This is a genomic window from Rhodococcus sp. MPR-R1B (assembly GCF_058793255.1).
In genome coordinates, this window is record NZ_JBXAFO010000001.1 from 1 (window position 1) to 17,211 (window position 17,211).

Annotated in this window: 17 protein-coding genes; 8 read left to right on the top strand and 9 right to left on the bottom strand. The window is 61.2% G+C overall.

The features are described from left to right. A partial coding sequence (locus AC1Q61_RS00005; RefSeq protein ID WP_492650752.1) for a hypothetical protein occupies positions 1-193 on the top strand: 193 nt, incomplete at its 5' end. A 54-nt stretch (positions 194-247) separates the two neighbouring features. Here AC1Q61_RS00005 and AC1Q61_RS00010 read toward each other — a convergent pair. Continuing rightward, positions 248-601 (bottom strand): winged helix-turn-helix transcriptional regulator, encoded by a 354-nt coding sequence (locus AC1Q61_RS00010; protein ID WP_007731459.1) that lies wholly within the window; start codon positions 599-601, stop codon positions 248-250. A 109-nt stretch (positions 602-710) separates the two neighbouring features. On the opposite strand from AC1Q61_RS00010, the gene AC1Q61_RS00015 reads away from it, so the two are divergent. The 5 genes from AC1Q61_RS00015 (at position 711) to AC1Q61_RS00035 (ending at position 5,300) form a co-directional block, all read left to right on the top strand. Continuing rightward, positions 711-1,331 carry a malonic semialdehyde reductase gene (locus AC1Q61_RS00015; protein WP_007731458.1) on the top strand — a complete coding sequence of 207 codons (621 nt, stop codon included), beginning with the start codon at positions 711-713 and terminating at the stop codon, positions 1,329-1,331. Positions 1,332-1,631: 300 nt separating this feature from the next. Next, positions 1,632-2,279 carry an ABC transporter permease gene (locus AC1Q61_RS00020; protein WP_019745160.1) on the top strand — a complete coding sequence of 216 codons (648 nt, stop codon included), beginning with the start codon at positions 1,632-1,634 and terminating at the stop codon, positions 2,277-2,279. After that, positions 2,276-3,487 (top strand): ATP-binding cassette domain-containing protein, encoded by a 1,212-nt coding sequence (locus AC1Q61_RS00025; protein WP_007731456.1) that lies wholly within the window; start codon positions 2,276-2,278, stop codon positions 3,485-3,487. Before AC1Q61_RS00020 ends, AC1Q61_RS00025 begins: the two co-directional genes overlap by 4 nt. A 2-nt stretch (positions 3,488-3,489) precedes the next feature. Next, entirely contained in the window at positions 3,490-4,308 is an 819-nt protein-coding gene (locus AC1Q61_RS00030) for an ABC transporter permease (protein WP_003939758.1), read from the top strand. Further along, positions 4,305-5,300, top strand: coding sequence for a glycine betaine ABC transporter substrate-binding protein (locus AC1Q61_RS00035; protein ID WP_003939988.1), 996 nt, complete (start codon positions 4,305-4,307; stop codon positions 5,298-5,300). The genes AC1Q61_RS00030 and AC1Q61_RS00035 overlap by 4 nt, the downstream gene beginning before the upstream one ends. A 27-nt stretch (positions 5,301-5,327) precedes the next feature. On the opposite strand, the gene AC1Q61_RS00040 is transcribed toward AC1Q61_RS00035, so the two are convergent. Together AC1Q61_RS00040 and AC1Q61_RS00045 are read right to left on the bottom strand one after the other, a co-directional pair. Beyond that, the gene (locus AC1Q61_RS00040) at positions 5,328-6,104 is read right to left on the bottom strand and encodes a trans-aconitate 2-methyltransferase (protein ID WP_030535206.1); all 777 of its coding nucleotides are present in this window, start codon (positions 6,102-6,104) and stop codon (positions 5,328-5,330) included. A gap of 75 nt (positions 6,105-6,179) precedes the next feature. Then, positions 6,180-7,217 carry a phosphatidylinositol-specific phospholipase C domain-containing protein gene (locus AC1Q61_RS00045; protein ID WP_312638928.1) on the bottom strand — a complete coding sequence of 346 codons (1,038 nt, stop codon included), beginning with the start codon at positions 7,215-7,217 and terminating at the stop codon, positions 6,180-6,182. Between the two features lie 190 nt (positions 7,218-7,407). Here AC1Q61_RS00045 and AC1Q61_RS00050 point away from each other — a divergent pair, with 190 nt between their 5' ends. Then, on the top strand, positions 7,408-8,946 hold the full coding sequence (locus AC1Q61_RS00050; RefSeq protein WP_492650753.1) for an acyl-CoA synthetase: 1,539 nt from the start codon (positions 7,408-7,410) through the stop codon (positions 8,944-8,946). A gap of 19 nt (positions 8,947-8,965) precedes the next feature. Here the strand turns inward: AC1Q61_RS00050 and AC1Q61_RS00055 are convergent, their stop codons facing one another. The 4 genes from AC1Q61_RS00055 to AC1Q61_RS00070 all read right to left on the bottom strand — a co-directional run bounded on the left by AC1Q61_RS00055 (position 8,966) and on the right by AC1Q61_RS00070 (position 13,038). Beyond that, positions 8,966-10,030: an acyl-CoA dehydrogenase family protein gene (locus AC1Q61_RS00055; RefSeq protein ID WP_030535203.1), complete on the bottom strand. Its 1,065-nt coding sequence runs from the start codon at positions 10,028-10,030 to the stop codon at positions 8,966-8,968. Further along, the gene (locus AC1Q61_RS00060) at positions 10,027-11,154 is read right to left on the bottom strand and encodes an acyl-CoA dehydrogenase family protein (protein ID WP_042922335.1); all 1,128 of its coding nucleotides are present in this window, start codon (positions 11,152-11,154) and stop codon (positions 10,027-10,029) included. The genes AC1Q61_RS00055 and AC1Q61_RS00060 overlap by 4 nt, the downstream gene beginning before the upstream one ends. Positions 11,155-11,212: 58 nt before the next feature. Beyond that, on the bottom strand, positions 11,213-12,361 hold the full coding sequence (locus tag AC1Q61_RS00065) for a TetR/AcrR family transcriptional regulator (RefSeq protein WP_178377370.1): 1,149 nt from the start codon (positions 12,359-12,361) through the stop codon (positions 11,213-11,215). Between the two features lie 122 nt (positions 12,362-12,483). Further along, positions 12,484-13,038 carry a TetR/AcrR family transcriptional regulator gene (locus AC1Q61_RS00070; protein ID WP_042922337.1) on the bottom strand — a complete coding sequence of 185 codons (555 nt, stop codon included), beginning with the start codon at positions 13,036-13,038 and terminating at the stop codon, positions 12,484-12,486. Positions 13,039-13,223: 185 nt separating this feature from the next. On the opposite strand from AC1Q61_RS00070, the gene AC1Q61_RS00075 reads away from it, so the two are divergent. Further along, positions 13,224-14,447 (top strand): cytochrome P450, encoded by a 1,224-nt coding sequence (locus AC1Q61_RS00075; RefSeq protein ID WP_215516071.1) that lies wholly within the window; start codon positions 13,224-13,226, stop codon positions 14,445-14,447. A gap of 6 nt (positions 14,448-14,453) precedes the next feature. Here the strand turns inward: AC1Q61_RS00075 and AC1Q61_RS00080 are convergent, their stop codons facing one another. Together AC1Q61_RS00080 and AC1Q61_RS00085 are read right to left on the bottom strand one after the other, a co-directional pair. Then, positions 14,454-15,839, bottom strand: coding sequence for a lipase family protein (locus tag AC1Q61_RS00080; RefSeq protein ID WP_252194536.1), 1,386 nt, complete (start codon positions 15,837-15,839; stop codon positions 14,454-14,456). After that, the gene (locus tag AC1Q61_RS00085; protein WP_215516073.1) at positions 15,839-17,122 is read right to left on the bottom strand and encodes a hypothetical protein; all 1,284 of its coding nucleotides are present in this window, start codon (positions 17,120-17,122) and stop codon (positions 15,839-15,841) included. Before AC1Q61_RS00085 ends, AC1Q61_RS00080 begins: the two co-directional genes overlap by 1 nt. Between the last annotated feature and the right edge of the window lie 89 nt (positions 17,123-17,211).

Below are 17,211 nucleotides of genomic sequence, written 5' to 3' on the forward strand. Positions count from 1 at the left end.
CCAGCAGGGACTAAATCCAAGCCGGGTGGTGAATTTTCGTCCGACGATCACCGATCACTTTTCATCCGACGTTGACATTCTCCTTCAGCCATGCGAACAGCAGCACAAAAAGAGCCATACCCGGCGTCCCCAGGCAGCCCCGAACCGACAAATGTTCGGCCAGTATCGCCCGGGAAAAACGGTAAGGAAATAACAACTGGCAGAAACAGGACCCGCGCAGTCGCTGAACTGCCGTTCGAGCTAGCGCTCAGTTCGAGCAACTCTCGGGTGGCAGATTTTCGGCGGCCCACGTTGTCAGTTCACTGAGAGCGGGGAGCAGCGCCTGCCCCGACGCTGTGAGTTCGTACTCCACGGCGATGGGCGGACCTGCATCGACGCTCCTCGTCACCAGGCCTGCCCCTGCCAACTCCGTCAGGCGTTCCGAGAGCACCGAATCACTGATCCCGCCCACCGCGCGCTTGAGTTCGGAGAATCCCGCCGGCCCGTTCAGCAGCGTGCCGAGAATGACGCCGTTCCACCGTTTGCCCAGGAAGCCGAACGCGCGGGCCAGAGCCCCGTCACATGCGCGGGGCTCGTGTCCCGCTTCGCTCTTGCTTGCCACCCCACCATCCTAGCCACAGTGCTAACGTATCCGTAGGCACTATTTTTTTACTAGCAACTAGCTTTACCGGGTGATGCTCGGTCGAGCTACCACGGAACGGAAACCCCCGATGTCTCTCGACGCAGCCACCCCATTCACCGCCCAGCAACTCGACGAAGCCGGCCGCGAGCTCCTCTTCACTGCGGCTCGCACCGCCAACTCCTTCTCGAACGAACCTGTGACCGACGACGAACTGACTGCGATCTGGGAGCTCGCGAAGTGGGCACCGACCGCGGCCAACACCAATCCGCTACGTGTGCTGTTCGTCCGTACCGAGGAAGGCAAAGCACGCCTCGTCGAGCACATGGCAGACGGCAACAAAGCCAAGACCGAGGCCGCTCCTGCAGTTGCCGTTCTGGCGGTGGACACCGAGTTCTACAAGCACATCCCCAACCTGTTCCCCATTCGCCCGGAGATGAAGGACTACTTCGAATCCGACGAGGCTGCCGCCAGTTCGACGAGTCGGTTCAATGCCGCACTTCAGGCCGGCTATGTGATCCTCGCGATTCGCGCACAGGGTCTGGTCGCCGGCCCGATGGCCGGGTTCGACGCCGACGGCATCGACGGCGAATTCTTCGCAGACGGACGTTTCAAGACGATCCTCGTGGTGAACATCGGCCATCCCGGTGAGAACCCCTGGTTCGATCGTCTGCCGCGCCTCTCCGATGAGGATGCGCTCAGCTGGGCCTGAGGACAATTCGGACAAATCAAGCAATGCGGGAGAGTTCTGCGGAACTCTCCCGCTTTGCCATCTACAGCGCGTTTCAACTCTGCCCGCAGTGGGTACATACCCGCGTCTCGCAAAATCTCACGTCCAGAACAACATCCGACACGCTGCAATCGGAATTAGTTGCAGTATCTCAGTTTTTGGACGACAGTCGAGGGAAACCCCTCGGCCTACGGAGGCTGCGGGGAAAGCCCTTGTGCGCCGGTCGGTGTCGAGGGAAGACGTTCGAGCGAGCAGAAGTCCGAAGAAAGTGGGTTCGGAAATATGGGCGCCCTATGGGATTTTGTCGTTGCACGACGACAACAATTGATGACCGACTCGTACCTACATGTTTCAGCAGTTATCCAGTCCGTGATCATCGCGACGATTGCCGCCGTGATCATCGGCATTCTCGTCTACCGGAGCCCGGCGGGATCCTCCATCGCTACGGCGTTGGCCAGCACGATCCTGACGGTTCCTTCATTCGCCCTCCTCGGACTGCTCATTCCGATTCTCGGTCTCGGCGTCGCTCCCACGATCACCGCGTTGATCTTGTATGCCCTGCTCCCGATCATTCGGAACACGATCATCGGTCTGGATGCAGTCAACCCGGCGATCACGGACGCAGCCCGCGGTGTCGGAATGAATCGCATGCACGTACTGAGTCGAATCGAGCTACCGATCGCGTGGCCGTCGATCCTCACCGGCATGCGGGTCAGTACACAGATGCTCATGGGCATCCTCGCCATCGCGGCGTACGCCAAAGGTCCTGGTCTGGGAAACCTGATCTTCTCCGGACTCTCGCGTGTCGGTAGCCCGAATGCTGTTCCGCAAGCGCTGGTCGGCACCGTACTGATCGTCATTCTCGCTCTGATTCTCGACGGAATCTACGTCGTCATCGGTCGTCTCACTACTTCGAAGGGGCTGCAATGACTGAAACCATTCCGTCTGACGTATCCACAGATCAGAAGGTATCCGGGGTCGAGATCGTCCTGGAGTCCGTCACCAAGCGGTACCCGGGCCAGAAAGCTGCAGCGGTGGACAATGTTTCGCTGACTGTTCCGGCCGGTGAAATCGTGGTCTTCGTCGGACCTTCGGGTTGCGGCAAAACAACGACGATGCGCATGATCAACCGCCTGATCGAACCTACCTCCGGCAAGATCACCATCGACGGCAAGGACGCGCTGTCGATCGACCCGGACAAGCTCCGCCGTGGCATCGGGTACTCGATCCAGCAGGCAGGCTTGTTCCCGCACTTCACGATTGCGAAGAACGTCGCGACTGTCCCGGGTCTGATCGGTTGGGACAAGAAACGTATCGCAGCGCGCACCGACGAGATGCTCGACCTCGTAGGCCTCGATCCCGATACCTATCGCGACCGCTACCCTCGCCAATTGTCCGGCGGGCAGCAACAGCGTGTGGGCGTGGCGCGGGCGCTGGCTGCCGATCCTCCGGTGCTGTTGATGGACGAACCTTTCGGTGCCGTCGATCCGATCACCCGCGGCCTGCTCCAGGACGAACTGATGCGTCTGCAGTCGGAGTTGGGTAAGACCATCGTCTTCGTCACCCACGATTTCAACGAGGCAGTCAAACTCGGTGACCGTATTGCCGTGCTGGGCAATCAGTCCAGCATCATGCAGTACGACACTCCGGAAGCGATTCTCGCCAATCCCGCAAACGACATGGTCGCCGGATTTGTCGGGGCGGACGCCTCGCTCAAGCAGCTGACCCTGACACGCGTGCGCCAGATCAAACTCAAACAGTGCCTCACCGCCCGCGAAACCGATTCGGTCGATGATTTGAGAACCGCACTCGCAGCGCGTAAGTGGAAGTGGGCCCTGATTCTCGATCAGCGCGGACGGCCGCTTCGCTGGGTCTCGCCCGGCCACCTCGCCCATGCGTCGACTCTTCGAGGTGTCGGTAACGAGATCGGCGAAGCCGTGTCCATCCAGTCCACCCTGCAGGATGCGTTGGAAGCTCTTCTCGCAGAGAGCAATGCGTCCACCGTGGTCACCGGACGGCGTGGCGAGTACGTCGGTCTCATCACCATCGACACACTGGTCAGCCATCTTTCCGAAATGCGCGAGGAGCATGCGCACGACCACGACGAAGAGCCAGACACCGAGAACGTCGAGGGTTGAACATGACTGCCACGACAGAGGAGCGCGTCTCCGCGCCTGAGATGGAACCGGACGCCCCCGATCTGGGTGCGGCCGAGAACGCCGCCACGCGCCGTGCGGAACGGATGCGGCTGTATGTCCAGCCGGTCATCGTCCTGATCCTGGTTGCGGGCGTGTTGATCTGGGCATTCAGCCGAGATCTCAACGCGACGCAGAAGGCGAGCATCAATCTCGACAACATCGTCACACTGACCTGGCAGCACGTACTGATCACGGCCGCCGTGGTCATCATCGTCGTCGCCATCGCAGTTCCACTCGGAACCCTGCTGACCAGGCCGAAATTCACCCGGCTGGCACCGTTCTTCGTGGGGATAGCCAACATCGGAGCCGCAGCGCCTGCCATCGGCCTGCTCGTGCTGTTCTATCTCGCGACAAGAACGACCGGCTTCTGGATCGGCGTGTTTCCCATCGCGTTCTATTCGTTGCTTCCGGTGCTGCGCAACACCATCCTCGGCTACCAGCAAGTGGACAAGACCTTGATCGATGCCGGGCGCGGGCAGGGAATGTCTTCGCTCACGGTCCTGCGTCAACTCGAATTCCCGATGGCCGTCCCGTACATCCTTGCAGGACTGCGTACTTCGCTCGTTCTGGCCGTCGGTACCGCGACGCTGTGCTTCCTGGTCAGTGCCGGCGGACTCGGCATTCTGATCGACACCGGATACAAGCTCCGCGACAACGTCACCCTCGTTGTCGGTGCCGTACTGGCGGTGTCGCTGGCCTTGCTGATCGACTGGCTCGGCGCGCTCGCCGAAACTTATCTCGGGCCCAAGGGATTGCGATGACCAAGACTTCGATCACCAGAACGTGGGGCTGGAAACTCGCGGTTGCCACGATCGGCCTCACACTTGTCGCTTCGTGTGGTCTCGAGTCCGGTGGCGCACTGCCCCTGGCCGTCGGCCCCGGCAGCATCGAGCCGGTTCCGGAGCTCGAGGGTGTGAAGATGACCGTCGGCTCCAAGGACTTCACCGAGCAGATCGTGCTCGGGTACGTCATCGAATTCGCGATGGCCGCTGCGGGCGCGGATGTTCGAGATCTCACGAACATCCAGGGCTCGAACAGCACCCGTGACGCACAGTTGAACGGCCAGATCGATCTTGCGTACGAATACACCGGAACCGGCTGGATCAACTACCTCGGCAACGAGACACCGCTTCCCGATTCGCAGGCGCAGTTCGAGGCCGTCCGCGATGCGGACCTTGCTGCGAACGACATGGTGTGGACCGATCCGGCGCCGATGAACAATACGTATGCATTGGCGATGAGCAAGGAGACCGCTGAGAAGACCGGTGTCAAGACCGTTTCCGACTACGCGAAGTTGGTCGAATCCGATCCCGGAGCTGCGGTGACGTGCGTCGAGACCGAGTTCAACGTCCGCCAGGACGGATATCCCGGCCTGGCAGCGAAATACGGTTTCGACGCCTCTCGTGCCCAACGCCAGATCCTGCAGACCGGCATCATCTACCAGGCGACAGCCGATGGCGATCAGTGCAAGTTCGGCGAGGTGTTCACCACCGACGGTCGCATCATCGCACTTGATCTCGTTCTGCTCGACGACGATCTCCAGTTCTTCCCGAAATACAATCCGGCACTGGTGATGAAAAAGGACTTCGCGGAAGCACATCCGCAGGTAGCAGAAGTCATGGCACCGATCTCGGAGCGACTGACCAACGAGGTGATGACCGAGCTCAACCGGCAGGTCGACGTCGACGGCAAGGAGCCGGCGGACGTGGCCCGCGACTGGCTGGTCTCGGAAGGCTTTGTCACGGCGCAGTGATCGGCTGACCGCAACCCAGCCGAGTAGTTACCGTTTGCGTCCGACGCAGAACACCCGCCGGAACGGAAAGAGCGTTCCGGCGGCTGTTGCGGGGTAGGCCTCCCTCAGCAGATCGGAATACTGACGCTCGAACTCCGGAGCGTCAGCTTCGCCGAGAACGTCGAGCACGGGTCGTAACCCCGTCCCCCGTACCCATCCGAGCACCGGGTCGGCACCTGCCAGCACGTGTACGTACGTCGTCTCCCAGGCGTCGACGTCGAATCCGTGTTCTTGGAGACGCTGCGCGTACTGAACTGGACTGTCGACGCCTTCCGGGCCGCGTAGGACGCCACCCAGTCGCTCACTCCATTCCGCTGATTCCGCGAGATCTCGCATGAGCGCATGGGACGGAGCATCGAAGTTACCCGGCACCTGCCACGCCAGCCACGATCCGGATTCCAGGGTGTCCGCCCACTGGTCGATCAGCTCGCGATGGCTCGGAACCCACTGCAATGCAGCGTTACTGACGACCACGTCGTAACCGGTGGCGTCGAAGGACATGATGTCCCCCAACTCGACGGTGACGTTTCCCGGTAGGTCTGTAGGGGCCTGCGCGACCATTTCGGGAGACGAGTCGAATCCGGATACCGAGGCGTCCGGCCATCTTTCCCCGAGCATCGCGGTCAGGGTGCCTGATCCGCAGCCGAGGTCGGCTACCCGCGTCGGGTCTTCGGTGGCCACCCGTGACACCAGGTCCACGAACGGGCGTGACCGCTCACCCGAATAGCGGCCGTAGACTTCGGGATTCCACGTGACAGTGCGCATGAACCCATCCTGCACCCTGTTCCTGAGAATTGCCGCCCGTCAGATCTCGCTCTTCACGATCCGGCCATTCGAAAATCACCGACGCGGCACCACGGTGGACACTACGTTCGGCAACCTCGACCAGTCCGCGGTGATGTAACTTGCGTGCTGCCCGGCCAACAGGTCGAGACGCTCGCTCGCCTCGGTTTCGGTGGCATGGGTTCCGTCGATCTGCGGAGCGACCTTGTGCGCGTCGGTCATGACGAGCAGGTAGCCGCGATCGTGGTACCAACTCGGATCCACGACTCCGGCGGTGTAGTCGAGAGCGTCACCGTCGAAGATCACGAACCACGGACGGATCCCCGGGTCGGTATAGCGGTCGAGACGTGGGTCTCCCGGTGATGCACGGTGAACAGCGGGAAAGGCGGCGCCGAGTTCGACGAGCCCGGCGGAGGACAGATCTCGCAGGTGCGTCGCATACTGCCGGTCCGTCCACTCCGTATCGAGAGGGTTTCCCTCCTCGATCGTTCCCGGTATCAGCTCGAACAGAAATTTCCCGGTCATTTCGGAATTGCTCGGCCATCCACGCTCGGTGACGGCGGCATCCGGGGTGGAGTAGGACTCCCCCATCAGGTCGGCCGGCGTGAAAACCGCGTCTCCGAGAGTCCCGAGAATCAGGGCGTCGAGATCCGCGGGCCCACGTCCGTACCCGGCAGTGAACCCGTCCTTGATTTCCAACTTGATCATCACCGGCGGGTGCTCGGGATTGGCCTCGTGCCACGCCCGCATATCTGCCAGGCATCCACGGAATCCCTGATCTCGTAGACCGCTTCGCAACCCGGATGCGTCCTGAGCGCCGACGCAGTTGCTCTCGCTCGCCACCGGATTCATGTGCGACACACGCCAGTCCGGACCGCCCCCGTTGGTCCACAGGTCCAGCTCGAGCAACGACGCCCCGGAATCCAAAGCGTCGGCGAAGTACGGAAACGTCGCCTTCTCGTAGGAATTGTGGACCCCGACTGACGTGGTCTCGGAAAACGAGCGCACTTGGTTCGTAGTCGTTTCGGCGCCGGCAGAGGGCGCCGAGACGACCGCCACGAACGCACTCATACCGGCTACCAGGATTGCTCGCATGTTCGACACTCTCGCAGAAATCACCCCACGGCAGGATGGAATCGTCAGAGTTAACTGGACAATCGTCTAGATTGCACCGGAGTGGGGCATGATTTCAGGCGGTGGGTGAGGGCAATTGTCAGGCCAATAGCATCAGTGCCGGAACTGATCCGAGTCAGAGCACTCGCCGCACACTCGCAGGAGGAATCGCATGCAGCTGACTCAATTCGTTCACCGATCCCTACGAGCGTCGCCCGAAGCGGTGATGACGATCTCCGATGGCCGAGTGCGCACGTCTCGCGAATCGGTCGACCGGATCAAGAGGCTCGCGGGCGGGCTGCAGACGTTAGGCCTGCACACCGGTGACAGAGTCGCGATCTTGGCATCGAACTCCGACTACTACCACGAGGCGCTCCTGGCCTGCTGGTGGTTCGGAGCAGTGGCCAGTCCGGTCAATTCTCGCTGGAGCACGGCGGAAATCAGGTACGCCCTGGAAGATTCAGGGTCGACGGTATTACTCGTGGACGAGAATTTTGCTTCCGTCGGATCTACCCTTCGCGAGGCGTGTCCAGGCCTGACCACTGTCGTCTACTGCGGCAACGACCGAGTTCCGGACGGAATGCTCGACTACGAACAGGTGATCGCGGAGGCGATTCCGGTCGACGATCTGCGCGTCGGCGGCGACACGCTTGCACTACTCCTCTACACCGGCGGGACCACCGGAGTGCCGAAGGGCGTGATGATCAGCCATCAAGCGCTGATGACCTCGGCGCTGGGCACTCTCGCGGCAGGCGGCGTGGCAATCAGCAACGGAACGAACCTCGCGGTGAACCCTCTGTTTCACATTGCCGGGATCGTCGGATGGTTGGCTCAGTCGCTGATGGGTGGAACCCAGGTCTTCGTAGCGAACTTCAGCCCACGGACGTTCCTCGAGGCCGTGGACCGCTATCGCCCGACAACCGTGGGTCTGGTGCCGACAATGCTCCAGATGTTGGTCGCCCACAAAAACGAAACGGGCGAAGACGCAACCACCTACGATCTGTCCAGCGTCAGGATCCTGAGATACGGCGCCTCGCCCATATCTCCGACGCTTCTCGGGCAGGTCATGCAAATGTTCCCCAACAGTTCCTTCGCTCAGGGCTATGGGATGACTGAAACCGCGCACATCAGCATGCTGAGTCCAGCCGATCACCTCGAAGGTGGTGATCTCCTCCGCAGCGCTGGTCGCGCGCTCCCTCATTGCGAGGTGAAAATCGTCGATCCGGCCGGCTCGGAACTCCCACCCGGCAAGGTGGGCGAAATCGTCACGTTCGGCAGCCACGTCATGCTCGGATACTGGAACAAACCGAAGGAGACCGCAGAAGTGCTCCGCGACGGGTGGATGCATACCGGCGACGCCGGATACCTCGACGCCCGCGGTTACCTGTTCATCGTCGATCGCATCAAGGACATGATCGTCACCGGTGGCGAGAACGTCTACTCCACCGAGGTCGAAAATGCTCTGGTACAACACGAATCCGTCGCGGCCTGTTCCGTGATCGGTCTGCCCGATGCCCAGTGGGGCGAGCGTGTCCATGCCGTGGTCGTCCTTCGGCATGGTTTCGACGCCGACGCCGACGAACTGCGCGCTCACGTGAAAACGCTGATAGCCGGATACAAATCTCCGCGCACTTTCCAATTCGTCGATGCATTGCCGCTGTCGGCAGCAGGCAAGGTGCTGAAGCGCGATCTTCGTTGCAACGCAACGTAATCCTTTACGACGGTCAGGATTACAGCTTCAATGTCGGTTCTGGGTCGGTGATCAAGCGGTGCAGTGACGGCGACGCCGCTACGGCCTCTCCTAGTTGCGTCGCACTCGCGATTTCGTCGCCGAACTCCGATCGCCAGGCGTGCAGTCGACGCGTCAGTTGTTGCAATCGGTATTCGCGGGTCATGCCGATTGCACCGTGTGCCTGGTGGGCGGCGCGGACGCTCACGAGCGCATTCTGCGAAACCACCAATTTGGTTGCGCTCACTTCGAAGTCGGCGTCGCCTCTGATGAGTGCATGTGCAGTGCGATCGACGGCCAGCGTGGACATCGAAGCCATCTGAGCAAGCGTCACGATATGCTGCTGGACTGCTTGAAACTGCGCGACGGGCCTACCGAATTGCACCCGGTCGGACACATAGCGCCGGGTCAACGTCGACGCCGACTCCATCGCTCCCGACATCTGCACCGAGCGCAAGAACGCGCCGAGCTTGCTGAGAATCCGGGCATCGACCGGGTTGTCGCCGTCAATGGTCCGCGCTTCGGAGAACGTCAGGCTCTCACGCGGTTGCCCCGCAAGATCCGTCCCGCCACCGATCTCGGCGTCGGAGATGTCAAGGAGTACGACGCGATCACCGAGAACTGCTGCCAGCACTGATGCGGCACTACCCCACGGCACGTCGTGAAAGGTTCCCGACAGGAAACCGTCGTCGGTCCGGCGCACATCGTCGCGCGGCGAACCCGGGGCGACCGTTGCGATTCCGGAGGGCACGGGTAACCCGCCCGCCGTTGCCAGCCTGCCCGCGAGGTACGTCTCGGCGAGCGGCAGCGGCGCAGCGTGCCTCGCCGCCGCGCGCTGGACAGTCACGGCGTCGAGGAGCGAGCCACCGGAACCACCAACCGATTCGGGAAGACCGACCAGAGGTAACCCTAGTTCGACTGCCGCGCTCCATAATCCGGCGGGCAGACCGCCGATCTCCGCCTGCGCTACCACCTCGGTGCCGGACTTCTCGGCGAAAAATTGCTCGACCATCGATTCGAGGTCGGCGTCGAATGTGTACGCGTTGATCTGTGACCCCGAATTCATCGGTCCAACCCTTTCATGATCACGGTGCGGAGAATTTCGTTGGTACCGCCGCGAATCGACCACGACGGCGCCACCAGCACGGCCCGGGCGAGCAGCGACTCGTACGGATCGTCGGATGCAAGGTCCGGAGCCCGGCCGAGGTGCCGCGCGACGGTCGCAACACAGTCCTGTTCGAAGCGTGTTGCCATCTCCTTGATCAGCGCGGCCTCCGTGACCGGCGAGCGACCGGCGTCGACCATCCGTGCGATGGACAGCGACATCCCGCGAAAAGCCCAGCAGCGTGCGGTAATCGAGCCCAGATCGGCGAGGGCAGCTGGACCGCATTGCGCTGCTTGGTTGGCCGCGAAGTTCTCGAGGACCGGCATCAGCGACATCCAACGGTCGACGCCACCTCGCTCGAGTGCGAGTTCACCGGTGTTTTGTCCCCAGCCCGCTCCGACGTCTCCGAGGCGACGCGAATCCGGCACGAAAACATCCTGGAACGACACCTCGCAGAAGTCCTCACTACCGTCGATGAACGGAATGGGTGAGACGGTCAGACCCTCGCTGTCGCGATCGACGATCAGCTGAGTGAGACCGTTGTGCTTGTCTGCCGAGGTTCGAAGCAGGGCGAGTATGTGTGTGGCATGGAAGGCGCCGGTGGTCCAGATCTTGGTGCCGTTGACTTTCCAGCCACCATCGACACGTTCGGCGCGAGTGCGCACCGATGCCAGGTCCGAACCCGAGTCGGGCTCACTCATCCCGATCGAGAACGAGAACTCACCGCTCGCGATACCGGGAAGGAAGTACCGCTTCTGTTCTTCCGTGCCGTTGGCGGCGATGCTCGGACCCGACTGTCTGTCTCCGATCCAGTGATAGCCGACCGGCGCTCCCCGCGCGAGAAGTTCTTCGACGACGACCAATCGATCCACTGCTGACCGTCCGCCCCCGCCGTATTCCTTCGGCAGCGACATGCCGAGCCACCCACGTCGACCCAGATCTCGCGAGAACACCGGATCCACCGCCCCGGCCATCCCGAGTCCGAGCGAGTAGGTACCGGGGGTGAGTCGCTTGTCGAGGTACTCCCGCACTTCAGCCTGAAGAGCAAGCTCCTCGATCGTCAGTTCTGTTGCGTCGAAACGCATGACGTCTCCGATCAGTTTCGTGAGTCGATCCGCCGCCCGTGGCGCTTACCCGAATTTTTCATGCGCCCAGCAGCAGGGCGCAGCCGATCTCGAAGAGTCTGTCCGACAGGTCGTCGCGACGGCGAAGCCGGCCGATTCGGACGGCGTTCTCCACAACTGTCAAAGTGGCATTGACGGTGATCCTGGCGGTGGCGGACTCGAGGCCCGGACGGACTTCTTCGAGCATCTTGACCCATAGCGCGACGTACTCACGTTGATTCTGTTCACACGTGCGGCGGAACTTGTCCGGTAATTGGTCGAGTTCGCTGATCAACAACCCGATCAAATGACGCTCGTTGATCGCGAAATCGATATGTGCGGCAAGCAATCCGGACAGCGCGTCCTCCGGGCCGGTTGCGGCGCCGAGAGCCTGTGCAACGCCGAGCCGGCGACGCTCGCCGCCCCGCGAGACCGCGGAGATCAGCAGGTCGATCTTGGCATCGAAGTGGTTGTACACATTCGGGCCTGTCGTTCCTGCAGCCTCACCGATGTCCTCGGTATTGACTGCTTGATATCCACGCTCGTCGAACAGCCGAATTGCTTCGGTCAACAAGAGTTCACGTCTGGGTATCACAACGGGCAGGTGACCCGTTGCCGCCACGACTTTCACTTCTGAGCGACCCAGTTCCGCGTATGCAGCGCGGTCTGCCAACTCGACAAGCAGCAGTTCCATCTGACGCCTCGGCAAGGACACTCGATGCGAAGACACACTGTTGAAGACTGCGATGACAGCCCAGGCGAGCAGATAGCTGTCTTCCTCGTCGAGGTCGGGACGCTCAATTCGGATCAGCGCTGCATCGCGCGAAGCTGCACTCTTGAGGGTCGAACGCATTTCCTCACGTTGCTCGTCAGGCAGATAGCGTGCCTCTCGCTGCCACAGGAGCGACAGACCCCGACGTTTGGACACCGATGCCGCAAGTTCGGTGATCAGTGTTTTCAGATCCTCGGCACCTGCGACCCGATCGTAGAGCGATTCGATGCCTGCGTTGACCGCGGCGTAGAGGAGATCCGGCTTGTTCTTGAAGTGCCGATAGAGCGCAGGTGCCGTGATTCCAACTGCAGCAGCCACCTGAGCGACAGACACGTTGTGATAACCGTGCTCACGGAAAAGCTCACCTGCAGCCGCAAGAATCTGCTGCTTACGGTCGCGGGGCCTGCGTACGACCATCGTGACTCTCTCCTTCGCGGCAGCGGACAAGCTCAGAGTACCGAGCCGAGGAATGAAGCAATGAACCGAACCGTCTACAGCAGCGACGATCCGATGCACCGTTCACGAACACGGAATCCCGCTCAGGAGTAGATGAACGACTCGACCATCCGTCGTTCGGCGGCCCTGTCTGCGAGAGGCCATGCCAAGAGCATCAACACGATCCGAACCACCCACTGCGACTCTTGACCTTCAGGATCCAAGCCCGCAAGTTCCAGCGCAGTACGCGGCAGCAACGGCGAGGACACGAGATACTCGTCGATTCCGTTGGCCCGCGCCGCCGCAAGGCCGTGGCTCATGGCAGCGTCGGATCTGATCGCGTCGACGGCGACGAGGATCGACTCCACGATGCGCTCGTCGCCGTGCAGTGATTCGACGGCAGTCGCGACCTTGCTCGCCACGGATGCCGCGCCTCGTGACAACAACCCCTCGCGGATCGCGGACTTGCCACCTACGTAGCGGTAGAGCGTTGCCCTCGAACAGCCTGCGCGGGCAGCGACGTCGTCGGCGTTGAACCGATCGAATCCCTGTTCTCGAATCAACTCTGCCGCAGCCGCGAAGATGCGCTCGGTTGCGAGTTCACGGCGGTTACCGCCGGCCAACCAGTCGGCGGCGCGGCGCTCGTTTGCACCGGTCACTCTCCGTCACCTCGTCTCACTCTGAGACAGATTCAATCAGAAATCTCAAGGCTACGGAAGGCCGCGAGCCTCTGACCTGGGAGAAGTACGAGGGGGTTGAAGTGCGTGAGATTTTCTCAAAATGCCAGTTCAGAGGCATTTTCCACCTGTTGACTTCTCCTCGACGGCCGTGAAATCTTCCCTTCGTGACACCATCGACGCTCGACATCAACCCTTTCCTGCCGTCGAACATCGACGACCCGTACCCGCTATACGACGTACTCCGGCGCGAGCACCCCGTGTACCGCATTCCTGATACCGACTTCTATCTGGTGTCCACGTGGGAATTGGTCACCGAAGCCGTTTCCCGTACCGACGACTTCTCCAACAACCTCACCGGCGTGCTGGTTCGTACACCGGACGGTTCGGCCGTGACCTTCGACATGAACGGCGGCGGCCAAGCTGTTCACGTTCTCGCGACTGCCGACGAGCCCGACCATCAACACCAGCGCAAACTTGTCTTGCCGACACTGGTCGCCAAACGTATACGAGCACTCGAGCCGGTGATGACCGAGTACACGCAGCAGTTGTGGGACAACGGCTTCGACGGTCGACGGATCGAATGGGTCACGTCGGTAGCGGACACGCTGCCGCTGCAGATGGTTGCCACGCTGATCGGCCTGCCGGCACACGACGTCCCCCAATTGCTGGCGTGGTCGTACGACAGCACCGAACTTCTCAGCGGCATCGTGACCGCAGAACGGTTGACAGGCGTCGTCACCTCGGCGGCCGAACTCACCGGGTACCTCTACAGCAAGTTTCGTGAGGCACGGGCTCACCCGGTGGATGATCTACTCGGAGACCTCGTCCGTTGCTGTGACGCAGGCGAACTCAGCGAAGACGTGGCCGTGCTGATGTTGGTGCAACTCGTCGGTGCGGGTGGCGAATCGACCGCCGGACTGATCGCCAACTCTGCACGGTTGCTCGCCGAGCGCCCTGAGATTCAGACGCAGCTGCGCGAGGACCCTCTACTCGTGGGCGCGTTCCTGGAAGAAACGCTCAGGCTCGAGTCACCCTTTCGCGGACATCACCGACATGTCAACGCGGACACGACACTCGGTGGCATGACACTGCCCGCCGGCAGTCATCTCATACTGCTGTGGGGTTCGGCGAACCGCGACCCCGAGTCGTTCGTCGAACCACAGGTGATGAACCTCGACAGAGTCAATCCCCGAGCACATTTCGCCTTCGGCAAAGGAGCACATTTCTGTGTCGGGGCCGCGCTGGCTCGTCTGGAAGCAAAGATCGCGATCGCAGTCCTTCTCGAAAACAGTGCGCACTTCACAATCGATTCCGAATCCCCACCCCGTTGGGTCCCCAGCATGTTCGTACGCCGCCATCAGAGTTTGCGTCTCGCTGTCACCGGATAGTTTCACTCAGTTGTCGAAATTGTGGGCTATCCAGTCGATCGTCTGCATTCCGAACAGATCAGTTCCCCAACCGTATGGATTCGTGAATGCGCGGTCCATACTGCAGTCGGTGGGCTGGTAGCTCACGTCGGTCCCTCCACTCCTGTACGTGTCCGCCAGTTCTCGCGCATCAGCTGCCGGCACAAGTGACATCGGGGAGTCGTCCTTTGCGCACGACGTTATCAATACCTTCGACGCCGGAGCACCGTGGCCCAGTACGTTGTCGTCGTACGCGCGCTGGAAACTGGGTTCTGTGATCGGATCGATCCCCGGCTCGAAAAGGCTCGCCAGCGGTACGAACGGAAGCGTGAAGTACGCCGGCATCTGGCACTCATCCCGGTACACGTCGGCAATCGCTCGGCCCACGGGATTGAGTTTGTCGTTCAACTTCATCTCGGGGTACCAGGGTTCGAGGCCAAGGAGCGTCGCAAATCCGAAGCCGGCACCGACCGAGGAATCTGTTGTCTCCATGAATGTTCGGGGCTTGATCACCATTCCCTCGAGGACTGTCGAGACGATGTCGAGTTCCGGTGCGTAGGACTGCGCAGATTCGGCGGCGAATGCAGTACCGACTCCACCACCAGCGATTCCGAACAACGCAATCTCCGCCTCAGGATTCAGCCCGGAATCCTGCACCTGAAATGCTGCACGCACAGCATCCAACTGCGCGTGCCCCGCGAACTTGCCCGCGAAGACGCCGTGAGGATCGCGGTCTCCGTTGTTCCCGACGTCGGATATCACTACGGCATTGCCTTTTCCGAACATCAGTGCCAGCGGACCCAACGCCGACCAGGAGGCGCCGTCCAGCGGATCGCCGCCCGTCCAGTGCGAACTCGGATGACAGTAGCCGCCAACGCTGTCGTTGGCCTCCTGGTAGCTGATGACTTTCTTCTCCGATGCCGGTGTTCCGTCGATCGGGATCATCATGATCCCGGTGCTCACCACCGGCGTCGAACCGTCGATTCCGGTTGTGACGTACATGATCTTGTAGGCGTCGAGCTGTCCCGGTTTGTATCCCGTGAACAGTACATCCACCTTCTTCGACTTCAGGAGTTCACCGGGACGCTCGGCGCCGGTCAACACCGGCTCGTCGTAAAACGGATCATCGGGCGTGAGTGCAGTGAAGATCTCCTCTTCGGATGCGAACTCCCCCGAACTGAGAGCACCGACGGTGAACCCGTTGAACACCTCTCCCATAGTGGGAGTATCGGTCCGAAACTCCTGGGATACCGGAGCTTGCGCATCGTCTGGAACACCACTGCCTGGGGCCTCGGCCCCAGCAGTCGCAGGCAGAACCAGCGCAACGGTCAGCGCTACCAGCGGCGCCAACCTTCGGAATGTCGCCGACGACATCACTGAACCGTCACTTTCAAACTGGAGAGGGCCGATTCGAGAGTTTGTGGGAGGGTCACCATCGGGCGGTGACTCTCCAATTGATTTTCGTAGGGAACACTCAATGTGGCTACGAGCCGTGGCCAATCTTCTTCGACCATCGCTCGGTACTTCGGCAAGAGCTGCGAGGTGATGTAGTCCCACCGGTCCTCGTACACCGACCAGTTCCAATCCGGTAGGGGCAGTGTCACTGTCGCGGTGCGTCCGTCCGCCAGTGTTGTCGCGAACTCGAGAGACCGAAACGAGCGAGGCGGTACGACGCCGGCGACCGAAGGTGAACCGGCGACAGTCGATGCGTAAGTGATCGCCTCTCCCACATCACCTTTGTAGGCGCGCACGGTATCCCACTGGTCGCGGATGATCATCCCTTGCTCACGTTGGAGCAGTGCTACGTTCCCACGTGCAATCCGATTCGAATCGCCAGAGGCTACATCACGCCAGGCGTCCATGACATCCTGACCGAACAATCCGGCACTCTGCATTTCCTCCAGCGCGAGAAGTCCTTCATCCACGTATGCCTGATGCATCGGCATCAGATCCGAGAAGATGTTCTTCTGCATCACCAGGATCATCCCCAGCACATAATCCAAGTCGTCCGCTGTGACGTTCCTGCCCACCGCGGCGAGTGCGCGCAGCCCTGCCGGCAATTGGTTCAGCGCTTGCACGCCAACCTGATCCGTGACCTGAGAAACTATCGAATTGGAAACATATTGCAGATTCGGAAACGAGTACATGTCCGCCATCAGTTCGAAGTCGATCAGTCCTCCGCCGAAGTCCGCACCAACCTGTCCGCCCATGCCCGCCCACTGCAATTCCGGGTGACCGAGTTGCAGATCCTCGTAGAAGCGGTACGACTTCACCAGGTTCGTGCGATTGGCCGACACTCCGGCGCGCGGATTCCACGATGACAGATCGATTCCGGCGGCTTCCGTGGCAGCGACCAATCGATACTGAAACAGCAAGGCCGCATAGGATTCCGGACTGCGACCACTGGCGCGGGCTTCTTCCACAAGGGCTTGCAAGGTGCCGAGATCAGTCGGCAACGCGGGATGGACACCGCCCGGACCGTGTTCGGCATTCCGATTCACCAAAGGCAAATTCACGTACTCGTCCAGCTCGGACGCCGACGCTGAAATCTGTACCGAGAGCAACGCGGACATCGCCAGCGCACATGCCGTCGCGGCTGCCAATACGTCGCGCGCCCAACGACGTCGCCGAACACCTGCCCCCAGGTTCATCCGCATATCGATCCCTGTACTCAGGTCGGCACCGCCCCGATCGATTGCCGAATACTACCTACTTTGCAGTAAGATAACTGAATCTGGGAGAAAAT